The organism is Okeania sp. SIO2B3 (genome assembly GCF_010672525.1).
Classification (GTDB): Bacteria; Cyanobacteriota; Cyanobacteriia; order Cyanobacteriales; family Microcoleaceae; genus Okeania.
In genome coordinates this window covers 26347-48398 of the sequence record NZ_JAAHGH010000050.1, presented here as the reverse complement: position 1 = coordinate 48398, position 22052 = coordinate 26347, and the positions used below count along the sequence as shown (strand labels likewise).

19 protein-coding genes are annotated in these 22052 nt (G+C 34.2%); 15 read left to right on the top strand and 4 right to left on the bottom strand.

All coding sequences use genetic code 11. The features are described 5' to 3' along the window. Positions 1 to 256 precede the first annotated feature (256 nt). Positions 257 to 1237 (bottom strand): aldo/keto reductase, encoded by a 981-nt coding sequence (locus F6K15_RS24535; RefSeq protein WP_293065586.1) that lies wholly within the window; start codon positions 1235 to 1237, stop codon positions 257 to 259. Between the two features lie 253 nt (positions 1238 to 1490). Further along, a complete protein-coding gene (gene shc, locus F6K15_RS24530) occupies positions 1491 to 3389 on the bottom strand; it encodes a squalene--hopene cyclase (protein WP_293065583.1) in 1899 nt (632 codons plus the stop codon). A gap of 1120 nt (positions 3390 to 4509) precedes the next feature. Here shc and F6K15_RS24525 point away from each other — a divergent pair. After that, entirely contained in the window at positions 4510 to 5298 is a 789-nt protein-coding gene (locus F6K15_RS24525; RefSeq protein WP_293065580.1) for an endonuclease/exonuclease/phosphatase family protein, read from the top strand. A gap of 570 nt (positions 5299 to 5868) precedes the next feature. Here the strand turns inward: F6K15_RS24525 and F6K15_RS24520 are convergent. Then, entirely contained in the window at positions 5869 to 6072 is a 204-nt protein-coding gene (locus F6K15_RS24520) for a hypothetical protein (RefSeq protein ID WP_293065577.1), read from the bottom strand. A gap of 518 nt (positions 6073 to 6590) precedes the next feature. On the opposite strand from F6K15_RS24520, the gene F6K15_RS24515 reads away from it, so the two are divergent. From F6K15_RS24515 to F6K15_RS38565, 3 genes are all read left to right on the top strand, one after another. Then, positions 6591 to 6761 (top strand): hypothetical protein, encoded by a 171-nt coding sequence (locus F6K15_RS24515; RefSeq protein WP_293065574.1) that lies wholly within the window; start codon positions 6591 to 6593, stop codon positions 6759 to 6761. 136 nt (positions 6762 to 6897) lie between these two features. After that, positions 6898 to 7140: a transposase gene (locus F6K15_RS24510; protein ID WP_363268622.1), complete on the top strand. Its 243-nt coding sequence runs from the start codon at positions 6898 to 6900 to the stop codon at positions 7138 to 7140. A gap of 75 nt (positions 7141 to 7215) precedes the next feature. After that, entirely contained in the window at positions 7216 to 7344 is a 129-nt protein-coding gene (locus tag F6K15_RS38565; protein WP_363268620.1) for a zinc ribbon domain-containing protein, read from the top strand. A gap of 889 nt (positions 7345 to 8233) precedes the next feature. Here F6K15_RS38565 and F6K15_RS24505 read toward each other — a convergent pair. Continuing rightward, positions 8234 to 8767, bottom strand: coding sequence for a Dps family protein (locus F6K15_RS24505; protein ID WP_293065569.1), 534 nt, complete (start codon positions 8765 to 8767; stop codon positions 8234 to 8236). Positions 8768 to 9046: 279 nt separating this feature from the next. Here F6K15_RS24505 and F6K15_RS24500 point away from each other — a divergent pair, with 279 nt between their 5' ends. From F6K15_RS24500 to F6K15_RS24450, 11 genes are all read left to right on the top strand, one after another. Then, complete coding sequence (locus tag F6K15_RS24500; protein ID WP_287274330.1) at positions 9047 to 9292, top strand: Asr1405/Asl0597 family protein; 246 nt, start codon at positions 9047 to 9049, stop codon at positions 9290 to 9292. Positions 9293 to 9577: 285 nt separating this feature from the next. Beyond that, the gene (locus tag F6K15_RS24495) at positions 9578 to 10255 is read left to right on the top strand and encodes a (2Fe-2S) ferredoxin domain-containing protein (protein ID WP_293065561.1); all 678 of its coding nucleotides are present in this window, start codon (positions 9578 to 9580) and stop codon (positions 10253 to 10255) included. Between the two features lie 619 nt (positions 10256 to 10874). Then, a complete protein-coding gene (galE, locus tag F6K15_RS24490) occupies positions 10875 to 11876 on the top strand; it encodes a UDP-glucose 4-epimerase GalE (protein WP_293065558.1) in 1002 nt (333 codons plus the stop codon). A gap of 768 nt (positions 11877 to 12644) precedes the next feature. Then, positions 12645 to 13154: a hypothetical protein gene (locus F6K15_RS24485; RefSeq protein ID WP_293065555.1), complete on the top strand. Its 510-nt coding sequence runs from the start codon at positions 12645 to 12647 to the stop codon at positions 13152 to 13154. 116 nt (positions 13155 to 13270) lie between these two features. Continuing rightward, positions 13271 to 13906, top strand: coding sequence for a hypothetical protein (locus F6K15_RS24480; protein ID WP_293065552.1), 636 nt, complete (start codon positions 13271 to 13273; stop codon positions 13904 to 13906). Between the two features lie 13 nt (positions 13907 to 13919). Beyond that, entirely contained in the window at positions 13920 to 15626 is a 1707-nt protein-coding gene (locus F6K15_RS24475; protein WP_293065588.1) for an asparagine synthetase B, read from the top strand. A gap of 483 nt (positions 15627 to 16109) precedes the next feature. Then, entirely contained in the window at positions 16110 to 16550 is a 441-nt protein-coding gene (locus F6K15_RS24470; protein WP_293065550.1) for a hypothetical protein, read from the top strand. A 963-nt stretch (positions 16551 to 17513) separates the two neighbouring features. Beyond that, positions 17514 to 18707 carry a decarboxylase gene (locus F6K15_RS24465; RefSeq protein ID WP_293065547.1) on the top strand — a complete coding sequence of 398 codons (1194 nt, stop codon included), beginning with the start codon at positions 17514 to 17516 and terminating at the stop codon, positions 18705 to 18707. A 512-nt stretch (positions 18708 to 19219) separates the two neighbouring features. Continuing rightward, positions 19220 to 20086, top strand: a complete 867-nt coding sequence (locus tag F6K15_RS24460) for an MFS transporter permease (protein ID WP_293065544.1) — start codon at positions 19220 to 19222, stop codon at positions 20084 to 20086. A 62-nt stretch (positions 20087 to 20148) separates the two neighbouring features. Beyond that, a complete protein-coding gene (locus F6K15_RS24455) occupies positions 20149 to 20532 on the top strand; it encodes a hypothetical protein (RefSeq protein WP_293065541.1) in 384 nt (127 codons plus the stop codon). A 294-nt stretch (positions 20533 to 20826) separates the two neighbouring features. Next, the coding region (locus tag F6K15_RS24450) for a hypothetical protein (RefSeq protein ID WP_293065539.1) at positions 20827 to 22052 on the top strand (1226 nt) is incomplete at its 3' end.

Below are 22052 nucleotides of genomic sequence, written 5' to 3'. Positions count from 1 at the left end.
CTGCGGGAGGAGCAGTGTCAGCGCCAGTCGCTCATGGGGGAGACCCCCTTTGGCGGCGCTGGCAAGTCTTTAGGAGCGCGCTTTTAGACCTTGTGGGAGTAAATCTCGTTTATGCGGGTGCTAAGAAGCAGAAAGTCTCTAACAGTGATGCTAGGGAATCCCGCGCTGTCTCATAGAGTAGCGTCGGGAGGATGTCAAGAAAACTGATGATTTCTGTAGAGTAACTGATTTTATTTTTGGTTTTTGGAGATGTCTATTAATATGAACCTCTAATATGTTTCACCACTCGCTGTTGATAAAATGTGCTAAATTTTTGGTGCATATCAGAGCTTAAATTAGATAAGTCCGATGCTAGTGCGTTAGTAGAAACTTGGCTAGGTTGGCTAGCACCTGGAATAACAGTTGAAACTACATCATGATCGAGAATCCACCGTAAAGCCATCTGTGACATAGTCATTTCCTTTGGAACATATTCAAGAAGTTCATCTGCTAGTTCTACACCTATTTCAAAGGGAAGGCCAGCAAAAGTTTCCCCAACATTGAAGTATTGCCCATCTCGATTGAAATATCTATGATCGTTCGGGGGAAATGACTGATTTTTCCTCATCTTACCAGTAAGAAGTCCACTGGCTAAGGGGAGACGTACAATAATCGCTACATTTTTTTTCTTAACTTTAGGAAACAGTTCATTAATTGGTTTCTGCCGAAAGATATTAAAAATAATTTGCAATGAAGATAAGTTTTCTTGTTCCAAACAAACCAATGCTTCTTCAACAGACTCTACACTTGCCCCAAATCGCTTAATTTTTCCCTCATTTCTTAATTTATTTAACCAGTCAAAGACATCCCCTTGACGCAAAACCTTGCCAGGAATACAGTGAAGTTGTATCAAATCTAAGCACTCTACGCCTAAACGTTTTAAAGATGCCTCTATCGCCATACGGACAGTTGTTTCATTATAGTTATCAGGCCACATTTCACCTCTACCCAATTTAGTTGCAACGAAAATTTCTTCCGAACAACCTTTCAAGAAGTTCCCGATTAAAAGTTCACTCTGTCCGTTGCCATAAACATCAGCAGTATCCAAAAAGTTTATGCCGTTGTCAATCGCTGTTGAAAGTATTTCGTAAGCCCTCTGATCGTCAATGTTACCCCAACAGTCTCCACCGAGTTGCCAACAACCAAGTCCTACATCTGAAACATTTATCCCTGAATCTCCAAACAGTCTTTTTTTCATTTTTCATTTCCATAAATTTCCCCTACAATACCATCTAACGAAGTCAGAAGTCAGAAGTCAGAAGTCAGAAGTTAACCCACCCCCGCCCCTCCCAGGAGGGGAAGTAGGTTATTTTGAGCAACTCTCCAAAAATATTGCGCCTTAAAAGGCGGGGTTTTAGACTCATGTTATTTTGATAAAGTCTTTGCTAAAAAGCTTAAATTGATTCAATTATCGAAAGTGCGCTCAAAAATCCATCATTTCCAGAAAAGCCTTACTCTTTAATCAAATTCTCATATCTTCCTAAAGCCATTAAAGGAAAGTACTGCTGATAAAAATTATACTTAATATAAAAGTGACAGGGAAACCCAGTACCTGTAAACTCCGACTCAAACCAACTCCCATCATCATTCTGAGTTGAAACCAAAAAATCAACACCTCTATCAATAGTATCCCTAGCAAAATTACCAGTCGCCTCCCCCGCCGCCAATAAACCAATTAACGCCCAAGCAGTTTGAGAAGCTGTACTTTTTCCCTTCCCTTTCAACGACGGATCGTTATAACTCCGACAACTCTCTCCCCATCCCCCATCCGAATTTTGACAACCAACCAACCAAGTCGCCCCCCTTTCTATATAACCTCCGTGACTTTCCCGCGCCACAACAGCCAAAGCTGAAATAACCCCACTCGTACCATATATATAATTAACTCCCCACCGACCAAACCAACAACCCTCCCCTTCCTGCTCCCTTTCCAAATAATCGATCGCTCGTTTTACCCGCCTACTATTCATAGACAACCCACAACAACCGACCATCTCCAAAACCCGCGCCGTTACATCTGCCGTATTCGGGTCAATCATGGCCTTTAAATCTCCATAGGGGATACCATTTAACCAGTCTTGGTCATTATCCACATCAAAAGCCGCCCAACCTCCAGGTTCACATTGCATCGAAGCTACCCATTCCATAGCACGAGCGATCGCCACTCGTTTCAGCTCCTGGTCAGGCAACTCCACAGCATCCAAAGCCATAACTACCACTGCCGTATCATCTATATCTGGATAAAAACGATTGATAAATTCAAACGCCCAACCCCCCGGTTTACCCAATTTATTCTTAACCGCCCAGTCACCATAATCCAAAATTTGCTGTTGCAACAACCATTCCCCAGCCTTAACCACTGCCGGATGACTAGCAGCAATACCAGAATCAACCAACGAACGTATTACCCAAGCAGTATCCCAAACTGGAGAAACACAAGGTTGTACCCAATAACTATCCTCAGTTTTTATACCAAACCTATCTATAGCCTCCAACCCCCGCACCACCACGGGGTCTGCTACATCATATTCCAAACACCGCAATGCCAACATAGAATTTAACATTGCCGGAATAATACCTCCCCAGTCACCCGTAACTTCTTGCCTTTCCAGAATCCATTTTTCTGCTGCTTTTAAACCCTCTTCTCGTAAAGGCATTAAATTCAAATTTTCTAGAAATTTAAAAGCTGTATCTAACCCCAAAAATAAATCCGTCAGATTGTATTGTCTTGGTAATTCAAAAGTAGCATTGTTAATGCCTTCAGCATAAAGTTCATCTAGATTAATTGTAGGGTTGAGGGAAAAAATCGGCTTTTTATCAAACACAATTAAAAGTGGAACTGTGCTACTTCTTGCCCAACTAGACATTTCATAAATTGTAAATGGAAAGTCTTCAGGAAATAACATGATTCCAGGTGGAATAGAAGGGATACCCTGCCAGTTATAACATCCAATTAAAGCCAGATGTAATTTAGTAAAAATTCTACTGCAACTAATACCACCTAATTTGACGATAAATTCTCGTGCTTTTAACATTATGGGGTCTGTTTTTGAAAGACCTAATAATCTCAAAGCCATATAAGCTTCAATAGAAGTGCTTAAATCTCCTCCATCCCCATAAAATAGTTCCCAACCACCATGTTCTCGTTGTTGAGAAATTAGGTAAAGTTTTGCTTGATAAAGTGGTCTTTTATTATCAGTTTGCCAAATTTTATGTAGTAAAACTATTTCTGCTGTTATTGTCACATTTGATTCTAATTTACCCCACCAGTACCCCTCTGCTTTTTGTAGATTCAATAGATATTCTTGACTAGCTAAAATTGATTGTTTGACTTTGTTTTTTTCTATCATTGTTCCCAAAAATAAAAAATATTTATTACTATCTTTAAAGGTGATAATTCACTAATATAAATTATGCCTATTTATTCTCAATTATACTTAAATATTTTGGTAGAGTTTAAATGAAAATTTAAGAATTTTGAGGAATTAGGGAACCTTACCTAAAATTTCTTGTCAGAAGATAACTAGATTCTGTATAGATAGATCTGCCTCACAGTGTTGCTGTTGCTCTCTGAGAGGCTTTCCTTGTTATGTTTATCATCTAATTTGTATGTTAAGTTTATGTCAATGATTGTTAAAATCATACTTGACTAACAATGTAGTAATCTTAAATAAATTGTAGGATTTTAAAATAACAATTAACTCAAATCAACCTCAGACACTTGAAATTATAGTTATATGTATTTAGTAATTTTTTTATTGATAATACCAATTTTATGTGAGGCTGCATAGAATTAGTTGTTAGGTGGTGCGGTGGTAGGTATTGGGTGTTAGATGGCACATAATTATGAAATTTATTAACAAGTCTTTCTTTAATATACAGGCAACGCCTGATTAAAATATTGTTCTATGCAACTTTATATTAATTTGGTATAACGTTTTAGTAGAAGCTTGTAACTAAAAATAGGATTGGGATAATTGAATTTTTTGTTGCTACGTTTCTGTTAATTTTTAAGTATTAGTTTTTAGGTGTTAGGAAGCAGATTTTTCCAGAGTATTACTGCGAACCAACTCTTATTGAAAAAAACACCCTCATGGGCGCTGAAGACAAACTTTTTGAAGTTAATCAAAAAATGTTAGATTTTAGTTAGGTTTTAGGTAACGCGTTCAACAATTAACAATTAACAATTAACAATTACCTCTGCTGAAAACGGATAGAATACGAACAAGATTTTTTGTCTTTATTTATTCTTATTTGAAGAAGCTTTAAACCTTAATTATTAGGTAAGCTTTTTTTGACCTACTACCTACCACCTGCCACCTATCATCTAATACCAGTTTTATATGAGGTTGCATAGAATTATGAAACTCATTAAATCGATCTATCTCTATCTACTCCTATCTGCGGTCAATTATGCTTGAAATATTATTCTATGCAGCTTCATTTCAATTTGGTATAAAACCTAAAACCATGGGAATCAAAATTATTACTTTTAATATTCGATATGATAAACCCGACCCTGGAAATTATCGATGGGAGGTCAGAAAAAATGCTGTAGCTAGTCTAATTTATGAATATGCTCCAGATATAATTGGCACTCAAGAAGTTCAAGTAAATCAGTTATTAGATTTACAGCAATTATTGCCTAATTATTACAGTCTTGGAGGTGATAGAAGAGGTACGGGTAATGACGAACACTGTGCAATATTTTATCAGAAAGATAGATTAAATTGTCTTGACCATGGAGATTTTTGGCTGAGTGAGAAACCAGATGTACCAGGCAGTATTACTTCTAGTTGGGGAAATCATTTACCTAGAATAGCTAGTTGGGCAAGATTTAATCTTTTTGAAGATAATCGGCAAATAGTTATTATTAATACGCACTTGGATTATAACAGTAAAAAAGCTAGAGAATTGGGTGCTAAATTAATCTTTGATTTTCTACAAACAGAAAAATTAAATCCTGACAAAGAATCTTTGATTTTTGTCACAGCAGATTTTAACGATCGACCAGGATCGAATACACGAAATACTTTTTTAAATCCTTTGAAAAATGGATTGTGTTTATTAGATGTTTTATCTGATTTAAAGTTAAGTAAGCAGATGACTTATAACGATTTTACAGACAAAGCTTTTCTAGCTATTGATACTATTTATTATGACAGTAGATTAAATTTGCACAGTGTGAAAGTAGAGAATAAAAAATATGATGGAATACTTCCTTCAGACCATTTTCCAGTAGTAGCAGAATTTGATTAATCTAGATGTCAAATAAATATTAATTTGTTTTCTTAAAACTTAAATAGCAGTTTTCCGGAAGATAAAACATATATTAATAATGATAAGGATAGTTTTTTGATTATGTGTTTTACTTCAATATATGAACCTATCCCATTAATAATATTTTTGCTAAAAACCCTAAATACTTTGAGAGTTAAAAACGAAAAATCAAGCTTTTCACACACATTTAACCTAAACAAATAAGTCTATTAAAAATAGTGAGATAGGTTCATTAGACCGAATCTCATTAATTAGACGCAATAAAAAAGCTATTCTGAATTCTCTCCATTGCCTCCTTCCCCTACTCCCTACTCTGGTCTCCCTTACAACTTTTTTGATTTGTGAGTATTTAAAGATACATAATATTAATTGCCAATTGATAATTGGTAATTAATTCGTCAATATTTAAAGCATATTCTTTTCATAATAAAAAGTTAACAATTTATTCGGCTATATCAATTTTCTTCCTTTTAGACAGAAGTAATTATTAATTATTTATGCTAGAACTATCAATTGTTGAACCTCTCCTAATTATTGAATACTAAAATGCTAGTCAACAAGTTTTATCCAACCACGGCGGAGGTTATAAAATAACCTATTAATGATGGCATACTCATCATCATTTAGATAACCAGCTAATAAGATGTTCTGAATTTGCTGGCGTTCATTCGAAGTAATAACACTGGAACACATTACTTGAGTAAATAATTCTTCAAGTGCTTTTTGTTTGGATGATATATTTAGTAATTTCATACAAATTAATTAACTAATGACTAACCAAAGCTTTCATTTTTATTATGAGATATTTTGCAATTAAATAAAGTGATTCAAGTAATGTTTTGAGCATAATTGTTGTCAACTCAATTTGTAGTTAATATCATCTAAAAATGTGAGTATATTTTTGTTTTTTTGTGACTTGTGTCACTTATATCATATCCAGATAATTAGTGATAAAAAAACTTTCTCCTTCTTCTCCTCTTCCTTCTTCTTTCTTGTTTCTTTACTCCTGACTCGGTCGTTCCCCTCCACCGGAGGGGGAGGGGTTAGGGGTGGGTTGACTCCTGACTCCTCAGTCGTGTCGTTATTTATAACTGTTCAACCGGACATAATATTATATAACAATTCCCAAAAAGCGTGAGGTACAAAACTCTAGGCAACAGCTCCGGAAGGCAATAGTGAAGTAAAAGCAAGAGTGTACCTCACGCTTACTGAGAAACGCTATATATAATCCAGCTAATTAGTTATCGTATGGTAGGTGGTGGTGCATAGTAATGAAAAAGGAAGCAACGGGAGTGTGGGGAGTGTGGGAGATGGGGAGATGGAGACCCACCCGCGGGCCCCGACCGTGGAGGGGAATGTGGGGAGATGGGGGGATGGGGAGTGTGGGAGAAATTAAAAAATATATATCCTCACCATTACCATGCAGAACTACCGTATGGTAAACTATAAAATCATTTTGGGTTAGAGAGCAGGTAGTAGGAAAATGCTTTGGCCACTGTAGTCTATCTATTTGAAAACCGCTATAGCAGTCAAAAGAAAGGGCTCCGACATATTAAAAGCTTATAATTCAGACAACGCATAGACTTCTATGTTGATTCTAATAACAACTCTGTACCTGCTCCTAAATACTTGAGAAAGTCAGAACGCAAACTTAAGTCAGCTCAACGAAAAGTATCTAGGAGAAAGAAAGGTTCAAAACGTAGACAAAAAGCCATTAAACAATTGGCTAAGAAACATAGGAAAGTAGCTGGTACTAGAAAAGATTTTCATCATAAAACTGCTAATGAATTGTTATCTAAATACAATATTATTACAGTATAAAAATTGAAGATTAAGGGTATGGCAAAGTCTAGATTTGCTAAGTCTGTACATGATGCTGGTTAGGGTAATTTCAGAATAATATTAACTAACAAAGCCACAAAAGCTGGTCAGTCAGTAGTTGAAGTTAAAGCTCATGGCACAAGTATAGAATGTTCTAGATGTGGTCACAAAGTCAAGAAAACTTTGGCTGCTAAGACAGCATAATTGTCCTCAATGTAATCTATCAATTAGACGTGATTTGAATGCTGCAATTAATGTCAAGAAAGCAGCTCAAGTAATGCTAAAAGATTTGCTGCCAAAACAAAAGTTTGAAGGAACAAAGGGTGTTCAATTGAGCCGATTCTAAAATCAATTGGAACGGTGGGGCATCCCGTGCTAGCTCAACTAATGTCTACATAGTAGAGTCCTTAAGAAGTCCAGACTGATTCTTGTAATCACTGTGGGAGATGTCACCTTTCTTAGAGGCTACTTAATTTTTTTGTCCAATTCTTGACCAATTGATTGGAATTAACTCAATATAAGTATTTAGACTGTATAAATTATCTTCATTGACCTTTCTCAAGAGTCAAATTCTCCGGAAAGTATTCAGCATAAATACTCAATTATGACCACTATTATTTTCTCCTGACTCCTGATGTTTCATGCTACATTTTGAAGTTTGAAATGTATGATGAAAAGTTTTTTTGTCACTAATTATCCGGATATGATATAATATACAACTAAAAAATAAGTAATAAATTTTACAAAAATTAAATTTTATTCAGAGTAGTTGCAAAAATGTTGCAACAGAGGTATACTCTTAATTAGTAACGAACTACTTATCTAGCAAAAAAAATTTGACAGAGAGAATGGGTGTACCTCTCTGCCAGTTACATTATCTTATTCTATATCTGAGTGAAAGTTTTGTAGGCAATTAAAGTTTAAGAAGTTGAATTTCTGAAGCTTTGCTTGCAAGTACCTACTAAAATAGAGTTTTTTGCTAGTGTATGAAAATTCTATGACAACAAAAGTTTAGGCGTTGCATCTACCAGCTTCTTTTGTATAGTTCATTTTCCAGGAAATTCTTAAATTGCTACTTAATAATTATGTGAACCTAGTTCAAGACTACTAATGTGTCTGGAGCAAGGAAGTGGTCTAAGTGATATGCTCGCTCTTCAGTTTTGAGTAGAATTTGCTCATAGAGGTAGCGAGTAGCGCGATCGCCTAAACTTTCAGCTTGTGCAGCAAGACGACGCAGAAGTTTAATAACTTCTTGTTCCGCTCCAAGATCGTGTTCGACCATAGTTCTAGAGTTAAAACTTCCATCTTCTTCAGGAGTAAAACAGCACATTTCAGCCAACTTAGCAAAGCTAGCAACTGGAACGCCACCTAGACCATTTAAGCGTTCAGCCAAGTCATGGACATGACCTCTTACATCATCATAACTTTCTTGAAAAAACTCATGCAGTTGATAAAATTCTGCTCCTTCTACAACAAAATGATGTTTCTCATATTGGAGGAATAAAGCTTGGAAAGTGGCCAAAGCTATATTCATACCCTCACATATAGGTTCAGTAACACTTTTTTCTAATCCAATTGGGTTGTCGGCAATCTGACCAAATACTTGTACTGGAGTTGCTGTAGCCATCTTATGTATTCTCCTTTCAATTAACCTAATTTATTGCTAGTTATCTAGCTTTGTTTATTGCTAACACTTTTAAGTCTACCACAGTTAATAGGAGAGTCAACCTGAGCCAATATCGCAGATAGAAGATATTCTAAGTTAGCAAATTTTTTTGATAAAACTATTGAGAAAGTTTGGCAGCTATTGTATAGTCAAAAGTATAGTTACTCTGGTAGAAACACATCAGAACTGCTAGAGGTCTTAACGGTAAATTTAGTGCTAATATATTGCAATTGAAAAAAAATGAGTACATTCAACCAGAGGCCAGACACCAAGGAAATTTTACAAATAAGCTCGGTAGACCGATGGGAAGTCTATAAACGCTTACAAGAATTGGATATTCATTGTTGGTGTGAAGCAGAAAAGCCATTGCGGGTACAGCTCAAAAACACAAATGAAGCTACCCAATTAGAAAGTGTTTTAAAACAATTCACAGCAAATCGTTGCGAATTGGTGCAATTGTTACAACGCTGTTGGCAAGTTAGCTAATATCCTGAATTAATACCATAAGTTAGAGAGGGGCAAAAGTAATGTATTTATCTGTAGAGATACAAAGCTTTTAGTAATACCATTTCACTTAAAAAATGTCACAAATAGTTGGTAACTGATGAAGTCAAATAATAAGCTGAAATTCCTGTAGAGTAGAGGTTTTAAGTACTTAAAATATCACTTTTAACTTCTAACTTTTGACTTTTGACTTTAGTGAAACGGTATAAGTATTTAAACCTTTCCCTAACCAAATCAATAACCATAACCAAGCAGAAATAACCAACAATGTCTAAATCCAAGAAGCAAATGACAAAATTTATCTTAGAAGGACAAATCCAAGAAGTTACCGTTAAAGACGGCTACAAACTGAAATATATTAATGTAGAAACACCAGCCGGGAATAATTATATCATCAAACTTGCCAAACCTTTAAGGAAGATTTTTGCCTCAGTATTAATACCAGGTTTAGGAGTAAAAGTAACTGGAGAAAGAACAGTTTATCGGAAAACTGGTGAAGAAGAACTGAAGGCTTTAAAAATTATACCAGATTTTAGCAAAAATGCAACAACACCATGTCAAAATCATAGTGTGGGATTAGTTGAAACTTTATCTAGCCAGCTAAAAGAGCAGAAGTTGTCTGAAACTGAACATACTTGTAGTAAATCTCCACAAAAAGAAATCACTGGAACTAATTCTAAATGTGCAGCGAAGAAAGCTCAGATTTTGGTATGCCAAAAATCAGATTGCCAGAAACGGGGTGCAGGCAAAGTTTGTAAAGCATTATCAGAAGTATTAAGCGATCGCGGCTTACAAGACCATGTGACTATTAAGAAGACTGGATGTCTGAAAAAGTGTAAAGCAGGACCTAATCTAGTAATTATGCCTAACAAAGCCCGTTATAGCCGGATTAGTTCATCAGAAATTCCTGATGTGATTGAAAAACATTTTAGTTTAGAAGCATAACACAAAAGATTGCTAATTTGTAGCAAGTTTCTCTGGTTCCAATCTCTTGTTGGGGATTGGAAATATTTTGCTGTTTATTTGTAATATAATTAGGGTCTGCTGAAAAAGTCTTATGGGTAAGGGTAGGAGACAGGAGACAACCCACCCGCGGGCCCCTCCCAGGAGGGGGAGACAGGAGAAATGGGAATTATAGAGGAGCTAGGAGGAAGAATAATCAAGGGATTATTCTGCACAACTATGCGCCTAAAATTCTAATTTTTTGAACCATTACGACCATTAAGCTTGGACTTTTTTAACTAAAAAATGCGCTCAACTTTTATATGTCAATGCTTTTAGATTTAATCAGCAAACCCTAGTTAAAATAGTGTAGGGTGAAGACAAAAAAGTTATTTCAAGCCTACCGAAGATTAATTTCAGGGAAGCTACTAATACCGTTTCACGGAAGTCAGAAGTCAGAAGTCAGAAGTTAGAAGTCAGAAGTTAGATTAGATCGGCTAAAGACTTTGACAATACAATAGTTTCAAGCAATTATTTGACATTAAAAGGAATGAAACTATTTGTGACATCCTTAAAGTGAATTGGTATAACTAAATTAATAGCAATAAGGAAGACGAAAAAAGTGTCACAAACTAAGCCAACTATTTTAGTGACTGGGGGAGCAGGATATATTGGCTCTCATGCAGTGCAGGCCCTACAAACTGCAGGTTATGAAGTGGTAATTCTGGATAATCTTGTCTATGGACATCGGGATATAGTAGAAAATGTCCTGAAAGTAGAAATGATTGTGGGAGATACAAGCGATCGCTCTCTATTAGACAAAATTTTTGCCACTCACAATATAGCAGCAGTAATGCATTTTGCTGCATATATTTTTGTCGGAGAGTCAGTTAAAGACCCCCAAAAATATTATCATAATAATGTAGTAGGTACGCTGACATTATTAGAAGCAATGTTGGCAGCATCTGTGAAAAAATTTGTATTTTCTTCTACTGCTGCTATTTATGGGGAACCACAGAGTAGTCCTATTCCTGAAGACCACCCCAAAAATCCGATTAACCCTTATGGGGCGAGTAAATTGATGGTAGAGCAAATACTTTCGGACTTTGAGGTTGCTTATGATTTTAAGTCTGTTTGTTTTCGCTATTTTAACGCAGCAGGGGCGCATCCTAATGGTTTAACTGGAGAAGATCATAATCCGGAAACTCATCTAATTCCACTGGTTTTATTAGCAGCATTGGGTAAGCGAGATGCTATATCAATTTTTGGCACAGATTATTCTACCTATGATGGGACTTGTATTCGGGATTATATTCATGTATGTGATTTAGCGGATGCTCATGTTTTGGGGTTAGAGTATTTATTGAATGGTGGTAAAAGTGAAGTATTTAATTTGGGTAATGGTAATGGGTTTTCTGTTAGGGAAGTGATAGAAACGGTTAAGAATGTAACTGGGAAAGATTTTAAAGTAATAGAATGCGATCGCCGACCAGGAGATGCACCAGTTTTGGTAGGAAGTAGCGACAAGGTAAAGAGAGTGTTAGGTTGGTCTCCTAAATATCCAGAGGTTAAAGATATTGTTACCCACGCTTGGCAATGGCATCAAAAAAGACATGGGAAATGAAAGTGAAAAGTCAAAAGAGTGAAAGTTAAAAGTCAAAAGTGAAAAGTCAAAAGAATGAAAGTTAAAAGTCAAAAGTCAAAAGGCAAAAGTTAAGAATAATGGTTGGGAAGTGAAAGTTAAAAGTCAAAAGGTAAAAGAATGAAAGTTAAAAGTCAAAAGTCAAAAGGCAAAAGTTAAGAATAATGGTTGGGAAATGAAAGTTAAAAGTCAAAAGGTAAAAGAATGAAAGTTAAAAGTCAAAAGTCAAAAGGCAAAAGTTAAGAATAATTGTTAGGAAATGAAAGGTAAGCATTCAGCTATTAGCGGTTAGCGATCAGCAATAATAACCTGTACTTAAGGACGGGTTTTAAATGAATATAGACTTTAGAGCTGACTTTTGTAGTAAAATTTTTCGTTTCTCAGTCAATAAAGCTTTTATCACTCATTAAAAGCAATAGCTGTTAACGCAGTTCCTCCGGAGGAGGCTAGCTGATAGCTGACGGTTGAATGCTTACAGTGAAAGTTAAAAGTCAAAAGGTAAAAGAATGAAAGTTAAAAGTCAAAAGTCAAAAGTCAAAAGTAAGAATAATAGTACAGTCGTGGTTACAATTCATCTTTATGATGGAGGTTATTTGTCTTCTCTTATATATAGCTTTGTATCAGAAAGCTGATTTTTTTACCTAAATAAAAGTCGTTGTTGCGCTTTAGCTCTCCCAGATATATTTAGGGGGTATACAGCGCAACTATAAACAAATAAATTTTTGATAATTTAATTGCTGCATATTTGAATTGAGAAAAATAAAATCAATGGTTATTCCAGAAATTCCTGATGCTTGGAAATATGTTATTAGCTCGTTAGTTGGTGGAGGCATCGCGATATTTGTCACTTTCTTAAATAATCGTTATCAATTGAAGAAAGATAGCAAGAGTTGGGAAAAAGAAAAATTGTGGGAAGGTTATCAAAAGTGTATTTCTAATTTAAACTTAATTGATGGTTTATTGACTGATTTGAGTGCAGAAAGTGGAGTAAATCATGTTTTGAAAATAGGAGAAAGAGAAAAAATTTTTACCCTATATTCAGAAATATTCCCTTATTTATATTGGATAATATATAATTATCCAAATCCCCAATCAGAAGAAATAAAAGCATTGAAAGAAATAATTGAGGAAGAGAAAATAAAAACAACTAAATTGATGAAAAAACTAAATTTTTTAATTTTTAATCCTAAACTTTTAAATCCTATGAAACAAGAGCTTACTAAGTTAATGGTTAATGACCCTAGAATTTCAAAATTATAAGTAATATTTAAAACTTTTCCCACATAATTAACATAGTTTAACTATTGACAACTATATTTATAAATAGTTATTTTGCTTCTTTTTCTGTGCGTTATAATTTTTCTAACTTAATATCTATGACAGAAGAACGACTGACACAAGCACAATTTACTCAACTGGTGGCAGAAGTTGAACAATTATCTAGACAGCGCGACGAAGAAATTGACCGAGAGCAGATGAAGCAAATTTTACAACAGCTAAATTTGCCTACTGACTTGGTAGATGAGGCAATGATGCAGTTGCGAAGGCGAGAAGCACTAGCAGTAGAGGAGAAGCGGAATAAATTGATTACTGTGGGGGTGTTTTCTGGGTTGGCAGTAGTTATAGCTGCTAGTTTCTTATGGTTTCAAACTCAAAAACAAGCATTAAATAATGTTTATGCTAATTCAGGACAAAGTCAGTTGACATTAGAAACAAATAGTGGTATAAAAAGTTTAACTATAGTAAATAGTAAACAAAATTCAGAAGTATTTTATCGGGTAACTTTGCAAGATGCTCCCATTGGAAAAAGACTTTCTTTAGGGTGCAACTGGATTAATTTTAATGGTGAAATTAGTCATCAAAATAGTTATCAAACTAAAGAGATTAATAGGGAAGTTTGGCCTACTTATTGTAAGTATAAATTTAATCCTGTTTCACCTGTGGGAAATTGGCAGGTGGAGATGTATTTAGGCGATCGCCTTCTCAGTCAAACTGAGTTTACAGTTAAGTAAAATTTTGTGGTTAGTGCAGTATCAATTTATTGGTTATTGGGGATATGGTTTACCCCTAGAATTAAATACTATTCTCTCTAGAGTTACTGGAGAGAAAAAAACAAAAGTGGTGAATTTTAATGGGGAAAAATTTATTGCTGGGATTAGTTATATTGGTGTAGAAAAAGCACCACTGATCGGGGGTCAAACTTTAATTGCTTCTATTTCTGCCTCTGGTATTTCTAATACTATTGATGCTTGGATAAAGATAGAAAATAACCAATTAATTTTAGGTAGAGAACCTTTTGGGAGAGTGCCTTTATATTGGTTGAAAATAGAAAAAGTTATTTGGTTTGCTTCTAAATTAAAGTTATTATTACCTATTATTTCTAAATCATCTATTAGTATTCCGGGATTTTATGGTTATACTTGTTTTTCTTATGTACCAACACCATTCACCCCAGTAGAGAATATTTTTGCAGTAGCAGCAGGAACAGAAAAAATATTTTTGGAGCCAGAAATACAAATTCAACGTCATTATGACTGGCGAGAAAATCCCCGACAAATTGAAGAGAAAAATGAAGCAATTCGACAGTTACAAATCCTACTGAAAGATGCGATTTATCGGCAAATTATTGACTTACCTTCTGAACCTGTAGGAGTTTTTCTTTCAGGAGGTTTAGATTCTTCAATAGTTGCAGCTTTATTAGTACAAGCGGGAATAAAAGTACGTGCATATACCTTAGATTTCGGGAAAAATAGTTTTCCTGAATGGGAATATGCAGAAAAAGTTGCTCAACATTTAGAGATACCTTTGGTGAAATTATCTGTAACTCCAAAGCTGATGAAAAATGCTTTATTAGATACAGTTAAGGCTTTAGATTTACCTTTTGGTGATGGGGTAACAGTACCTTTATATTTATTATGTCAAACTGCAGCTCAAGAAGTCTCTGTAATTTTCAATGGGGAAGGAGGAGATCAACTATTTGCTGGGTGGACGAATAAACCAATTATTGCTGCTGCTGTTTACAATAGACAGGAAAATTTCATTCAACAATATTTGCAGACTTTTCATAAATTATGGGGTTATGAAGATAAAATTTTTCAATCAAAAATTTATGAAAAAGTACAAAATATCTCAGTAGAAAAGTGGGTAGAATTTGCTTTGGACGACACTTTTTGTACGGGATTAATTCATAAATTACGTCGTGCTAGTTTGATTTTAAAAGGTGCACAAAATATTCATCCTAGGGCGACAAATTTGGCATTTAGTAATGGGTTAGTTGTGCGGTCTCCTTTTTCTGATTTAGCTTTAGCTCAGTGGACTTTTCAAGTACCAGGAGAATTTAATTTAAAAGGTTCAAACGAAAAATATATATTGAAAAAAGCGGTAGAGTCTTGGTTACCACCGGAAGTTGTTTGGAGAGAAAAAAGAGGGATGGGAGTACCGTTAAGTTATTGGTGTTTAAATGAATTATGGTCAGAAATTAGGCAATGGTTAAACCCAGAAGTTTTACAAGCAGAAGGTAGATTTATTTCGGATTTAGCTATTACGATAATTCAAGGAAAATTAGGGGGACAAATTAGGAGTAGACGGGTGGGTGAAATTCTCTGGTTATTGATGATTTGGGAAATTTGGCGAGTAACAATTTTAGGAGAATCTACTATTAATAATTCTGGGTATAATCCTTTATTATTACCGCCTTGGTGGTGGAGGTGGATAGAGCAGGTTAAAAATTAAATTTGATCTGATAAAAATTTTAAGTACTTAGGGAAAATTAATTACCTAATTTTATTCCCTGTAATTTTTACAACATAAACTTTAGAGCTTTAAAGTATGTTTCATTAATGGATAATGGATAATTGATAATTGATAATTACCTCTGGTTAAAACCGCTACGGAATTGAATATAAGGAGATATTATTTCTTCACAGGAGTCGATTGGATATGGCGAGGAGACCCGCTCTTATCAGAGCCGCTCCGCTTTTAGCGTTTGCGGTAGCAAACGCCATCCCATCCTAACGGACTGCTCCGCAAACGACCGCTTTTTTTTCCCTTAAAAGGGGAGGCTTTAAACCAGAATTATTTAATAATTAATAATTAATAATTAATAATTAATTATTCGGTAATAATAGCAGTCTTTATTACTATATTTGACATATCAAAAGCTTATAACTCAGACAACAAAAAATTTTTATTTCTTCCTTTTTCCTTGAATGAATTATGATGAAAAACGAAATTGATATTATAGAAGAATCTTTCTACAATCATAATTTACTTGAGAATGAGTACATGAAACAACAGAAAGAAGAATATTTAGACTATAGGAATAATGATTTCCCAATTAACCCATATCGAAACTATTTAACAATTCTGAAATACTTCCAAGAAATTAACAAATATCATTCCAGCCATGCAGCTTATTTTGCAAATAAAATAAAAGAGCAATATAAAGACCGGAGAAATTGCGAGGCCGTCATATCTGAAATGATTGTTTACCACAACTATATTCCACTAATTAGAGAAAGATTGCTCAAATCTTTATCATTAATAGCCGATGAATGTGATGTAATAGTTGAGCGTTGTGACAGCTCTAAATATTATCTCAAAGTTTTTTGTATAATGCCAAATTTTCAAGAAGATGAGGATGGATTCATTAATTGATAATTGATAATGGATAATTGATAATTACCTCTGGTTAAAACCGCTCTTGATTGAATATAAGGAAATATTATTCTTTTTTTCCCCTTAAAAGGGGAGGCTTTAAACCATAATTATTTAATTATTTAATTATTAATTACTAATTATTCGGTAATCAACATTCAGACTCATACACAAAAAGCATTGTCATCGGTCAGACAAAAATTATTGAGAAAGGCTAATAAACAAAGACAATTTTCAACAAAAAGAGAGAATTTTGCAGTTATAGAATTAAATGACAGACGTATAGCTCATAATTTTACAATACTGTCTTCTTGATCTGATGGCTACAAAATAAAAATTGATATAGACAAAATGACAAATTTTGATGAAGGTTATGACTGGGAAAATTCAATCTTTGAATCCCCATAAACTCGTTTTCTTAAGGGAATAATGTGGTTTCACTTGGGAAATTACCAGGATAGAAAAATATTGATAAATCCTTTCTATAAATAATGATAAAAAGAGGAGTAATAAATCTCTTTATATAAACTATACTTGGTATAACGAACTATCACTGCTTGACATACGGATAAATTATAAGCTACTTCTTCAAACCAGATTTAGTATGATTAATTGATATTAAAATATTAGCCAATGGCATACTCTCTACTGATAACATAGATTATGATCTAGACTGTTACTTGTTTAGTTAACTATGGTAGAAAATATACTAAATTTTGTTACCAAAAAAAAGGTCTAAAGCCTCCCCTTTTAAGGGTATAAAAAAGCGGTCGAGATATGGCGAGGTCTCCTCGCCATATCTAATCGACCAAGAGAAGAAAATATTCCTTATTTCAAGCCTCTGGGTTTCCTAGGTCATGCTGCGCAAATAGCCAGAGGTACTGATAGTGTAGCTCCTCCGATAGGAGGCTAACTGATAACTGATAACTGTTAACGAAGTTCCTCCGGAGGAGGCTAACTGAAATGACTCCTTTTTCTCTGAAATTTGCCCAAGAATTACTAGAAAATTATGGTTCTCCTCTCTATGTTTATGATAGTGAGATTCTCATAAAAACGATAAATCATATTACTGAATCTATTCCCTATCCCCATACAGAATTTCATTTTGCCAGCGTAACTAATGGTAATGTATCTTTACTAAAAATTTTTCGAGAGTATAAATGGGGTCTTCATGCTAATACGCCAGGAGATGTTTTTCTGGGATTAAAAGCTGGTTTTTCCCCTGATAAAATTGTCTATAGCGGGAGTAACTTAAACGCTCAAGAATTTTCACAACTATTAAACTGGGGGGTAACTACTTTTAACTTAGATAGTGTGAGTCAACTACAGTTATTTTGTGACATATATATAGATAAGTTTGCTAGAGAAATTACGCCAAAATTAGGCTTGAGATTGAATTTACCAGAACTAACGGGAGAAAGTCGAATTGGTGTTCGACCAGAGGAATTTTCCCAGGCAATTCAAATTACAAAATCAGTAGGTTTAAAGTTGAGTGGTTTACATTTTTATCGAGGTACTGGCACAAATGCTACGAAAGCTTTTACTCAAGTAATTGAACCAATATTAACAACTGGTAAATTTTTACCCGACTGGGAATATTTAGATTTTGGTGGTGGTTTTGGTTATCCTTATCATCACAATGGGATAGCTTTTGACTGGCAAACTTTTGGCGTGGAGTTAACAGCAGCGATAGAAAAAGTAGGCAGAAAAATTAAATTAATTATTGAACCTGGTCGCGCAGCTATTGCTGGTTCAAGTCAAATTTTAACTAAAGTTATTTCTGTGAAATGGCAGGGAGATAAACAAATAGTTGGAGTTGACACAACTGTGGCTAATTTATCTGTGCCATCCGTACATGGAGGTTATCGAGAAATTGTTAGTTTTCGGGAAATCAATAAGTCAGATTTATATTTAACAGATGTTTGTGGCAATACAACTTATTCCCGTGATTATTTGGGTAAAAATTGTCAGTTACCTCCTTTAGAAAAAGGAGATATTTTAGCTATTTTAGATACGGGTGCTTATGGTTATGCAATGTCTTCTCATTTTTTACATAGACCTCGCCCTGCTGAAGTTTTGTTAGAAAAAAGTCAGCATAGATTAATTCGTCAGAGAGAAGATTATAATATTTTGTTGAATGGTCAAATTTTTAGTTAGGGAGTAAATAGATGAAATGCGTGAAATGTAACACAGATAATAATTTAAAAGAAAGAAAAAAAGCTGGGGGTAGATGTAAAAATTGTAATCATCCTTTTGTTTTTGACCCCAAAGCAGGAAGTAAATTTACAGATATATTTTTCAACAATTCTATTCAGACTATTTCCTCTGAAAATACCTTGTTTTTTACTCCTAAGCAGTTGTGGTATTTCTTAGAGAAGCGTTTGGCTAGAAACACTTTAGGTCTTTTTATTTATTATGTTGTTCTTCTAAGTTTTATAGGTCTTATAAGTCTTATAATTCTTAGGGCCATAAGTGCAAGTGCCATAAAAATAAACCCTCTCTTATGGCTTGTTATTCTTATATGTGCAAATATTTTGGCAGGTATATGGAAACGATATAGCCCCAAAATCAGAATAAGTTTTGCCAGAATAAATTTTGCCAGATCTATACAAATTCTTGGAGGATTAATTCTAGTTGCTGTTTTAGTTTGGTTTTTTAAATTCTCCACCGTGACAAATACAGCATTTTTCTTATTTTTGTTAGGTATTGGTTTAGGAATATTCTTAATTTGTTTTGGTACGCGACAACTAACTATTCAACATAAAATACCTCAACCATTTAAGTTTAAGCAAAGTGATATTACCCAATGGTTGAGACGTTGGCAAGAAATTAATGGTGAGGTGACAAATATTTTGCCTCCTTCCAGAGAAATGAATGAACCTATGCAAATTAATTCTGAAGTTACAGCTTATAGTTTTGACAGAGTTATTGTTTGTGACACTGCCGAAATTGCTCAGTTTTTAATAGCTAATAATTTCCACTTTGAACATAATTGCGCCGTACTAAGTATTGATGGATATCCCCAGAATATTTTTAGTACAGTAATGCAAATGTTAAAACAAAATCCAGATTTAAAAATTTATGCTTTTCATAGTGCTACCCCCCGTGGAGTTACGACGATCAATGAACTGCGAAATAGTCCTAATTGGTTTAGCGGAAATAATCTAATTATTTATGATTTAGGATTATTGCCACGTCATGTATTTCCTAGTAAGAATATGTGGATATTAAAGTCAGATGAATCAGTAGAACAAGGGCGACAAATACCATCAGAAGTCAAGCAAACTTTATCAAAAGATGAACTAGAGTGGTTAGAGTCAGGATTTTATGTAGAATTAGAATCTTTTTCTCCTGGTAAATTACTACAAGTAGTTTCTCAAGGTATTGCTAAAACTCAAGCAGTAGCTAATGGTTATACTTCCACTTCAGAGAATAGTTTAGATTCTGGGGATAGTAGTGATGATGGAATAATTTTTATTGGTGTTGATGATGATAATCGAAATGTAGGTTTTTTTGCATCTGATAGTTTTGGCTAATAGCGGTTTCATCTAGTTAAGCTAGAACTAATAATGAACTGCGAAATAGTCCTAATTGGTTTGTGGGAAATAATCTAATTATTTATGATTTAGGATTATTGCCACGTCATGTATTTGCTAGTAAGAATATGTGGATTATCAAGTTGGATGACTCAGCAAGACAAGTGCGACAAATACCTACAGCAGTTAAGTCAACTTTATCATCAGATGAATTAGTATGGTTAGAGGCAGGATTTTATGTAGAATTAGAATCTTTTTCTCCTGGTAAATTACTACAAGTAGTTTCTCAAGGTATTGCTAAAACTCAAGCAGTTGCTAATGGTTATACTTCAACTTCAGATAATAGTTTAGATTCTGGGGATAGTAGTGATGATGGAATAATTTTTATTGGTGTTGATGATGATAATAGAAATGTAGGTTTTTTTGCATCTGATAGTTTTGGCTAATAGCGGTTTCATCTAATTAAGCTACAAATAATTAGGATGGGAGTAGTCATTTCAGTTATCAGTTATCAATACCTCTTCCTGTTTGCGCAGCATTCCGTAGGAAAGTCAGAGGCTTGAAATATTGAATTTTGTTTTTTTTATCCCCTTGAAAAGGGAAGCTTGAGACCTTATTTTTTGGTCAGTAATCAACAGTTTGAAGGTAAAGAAGTAGGAATATTGATATATAAGATTATTTTGGAAGTTTTGAAGAATATTTTCCTTGATTAAATCAACTTTTAACTGAGTAGTAAATAGATGAAATGCGTGAAATGTGAAACAGATAATAATTTACAGGAAAGAACAAAAGCTGGGGGTAGATGTAAAAATTGTAATCATCCTTTTGTTTTCGACCCTCAAAGAGGAAGCAAATTTACAGATATATTTTTCTCTAATTCTATTCAGACTATTTCCTCTGAAAATACTTTATTTTTTACTCCTAAGCAATTCTGGTATTTGCTAGAGAGGCGTTTAGTACCTCAAACAATACCCATAGGATGTTTAGCACCTTTATCTATGATTATTATTCTTCAATTTAATATATTTTTAGGACTTTCTTTTCAAATCTTAGGCTGGATTAAAGGAAGTATATTATACAATTATGAATCTGAAAATATCACAATCTTTCATAGGTGTCTACAAATTAGTCGTGGATTGATTATACTAAGTATTTTGAGTTTTATTTTTTATGTAATTCCAGTTAAAGTATTGATATTTTTTTGGCTTTTTATTGGATTTGAAATATTGATAATGTATTTGGGGATGGAACAATTCAAGAAATTAGATAAGTTAAGGATTAAATCACCCCGCTCATTATATTATCAGCAAACCGATATTAACGAGTGGTTGAAACTTTGGCAAGAAATTAATGGTGAGGTGACAAATATTTTGCCTCCTTCCAGAGAAATGAATGAACCTATGCAAATTAATTCTGAAGTTACAGCTTATAGTTTTGACAGAGTTATTGTTTGTGACACTGCCGAAATTGCTCAGTTTTTAATAGCTAATAATTTCCACTTTGAACATAATTGCGCCGTACTAAGTATTGATGGATATCCCCAGAATATTTTTAGTACAGTAATGCAAATGTTAAAACAAAATCCAGATTTAAAAATTTATGCTTTTCATAGTGCTACCCCCCGTGGAGTTACGACGATCAATGAACTGCGAAATAGTCCTAATTGGTTTAGCGGAAATAATCTAATTATTTATGATTTAGGATTATTGCCACGTCATGTATTTCCTAGTAAGAATATGTGGATATTAAAGTCAGATGAATCAGTAGAACAAGGGCGACAAATACCATCAGAAGTCAAGCAAACTTTATCAAAAGATGAACTAGAGTGGTTAGAGTCAGGATTTTATGTAGAATTAGAATCTTTTTCTCCTGGTAAATTACTACAAGTAGTTTCTCAAGGTATTGCTAAAACTCAAGCAGTAGCTAATGGTTATACTTCCACTTCAGAGAATAGTTTAGATTCTGG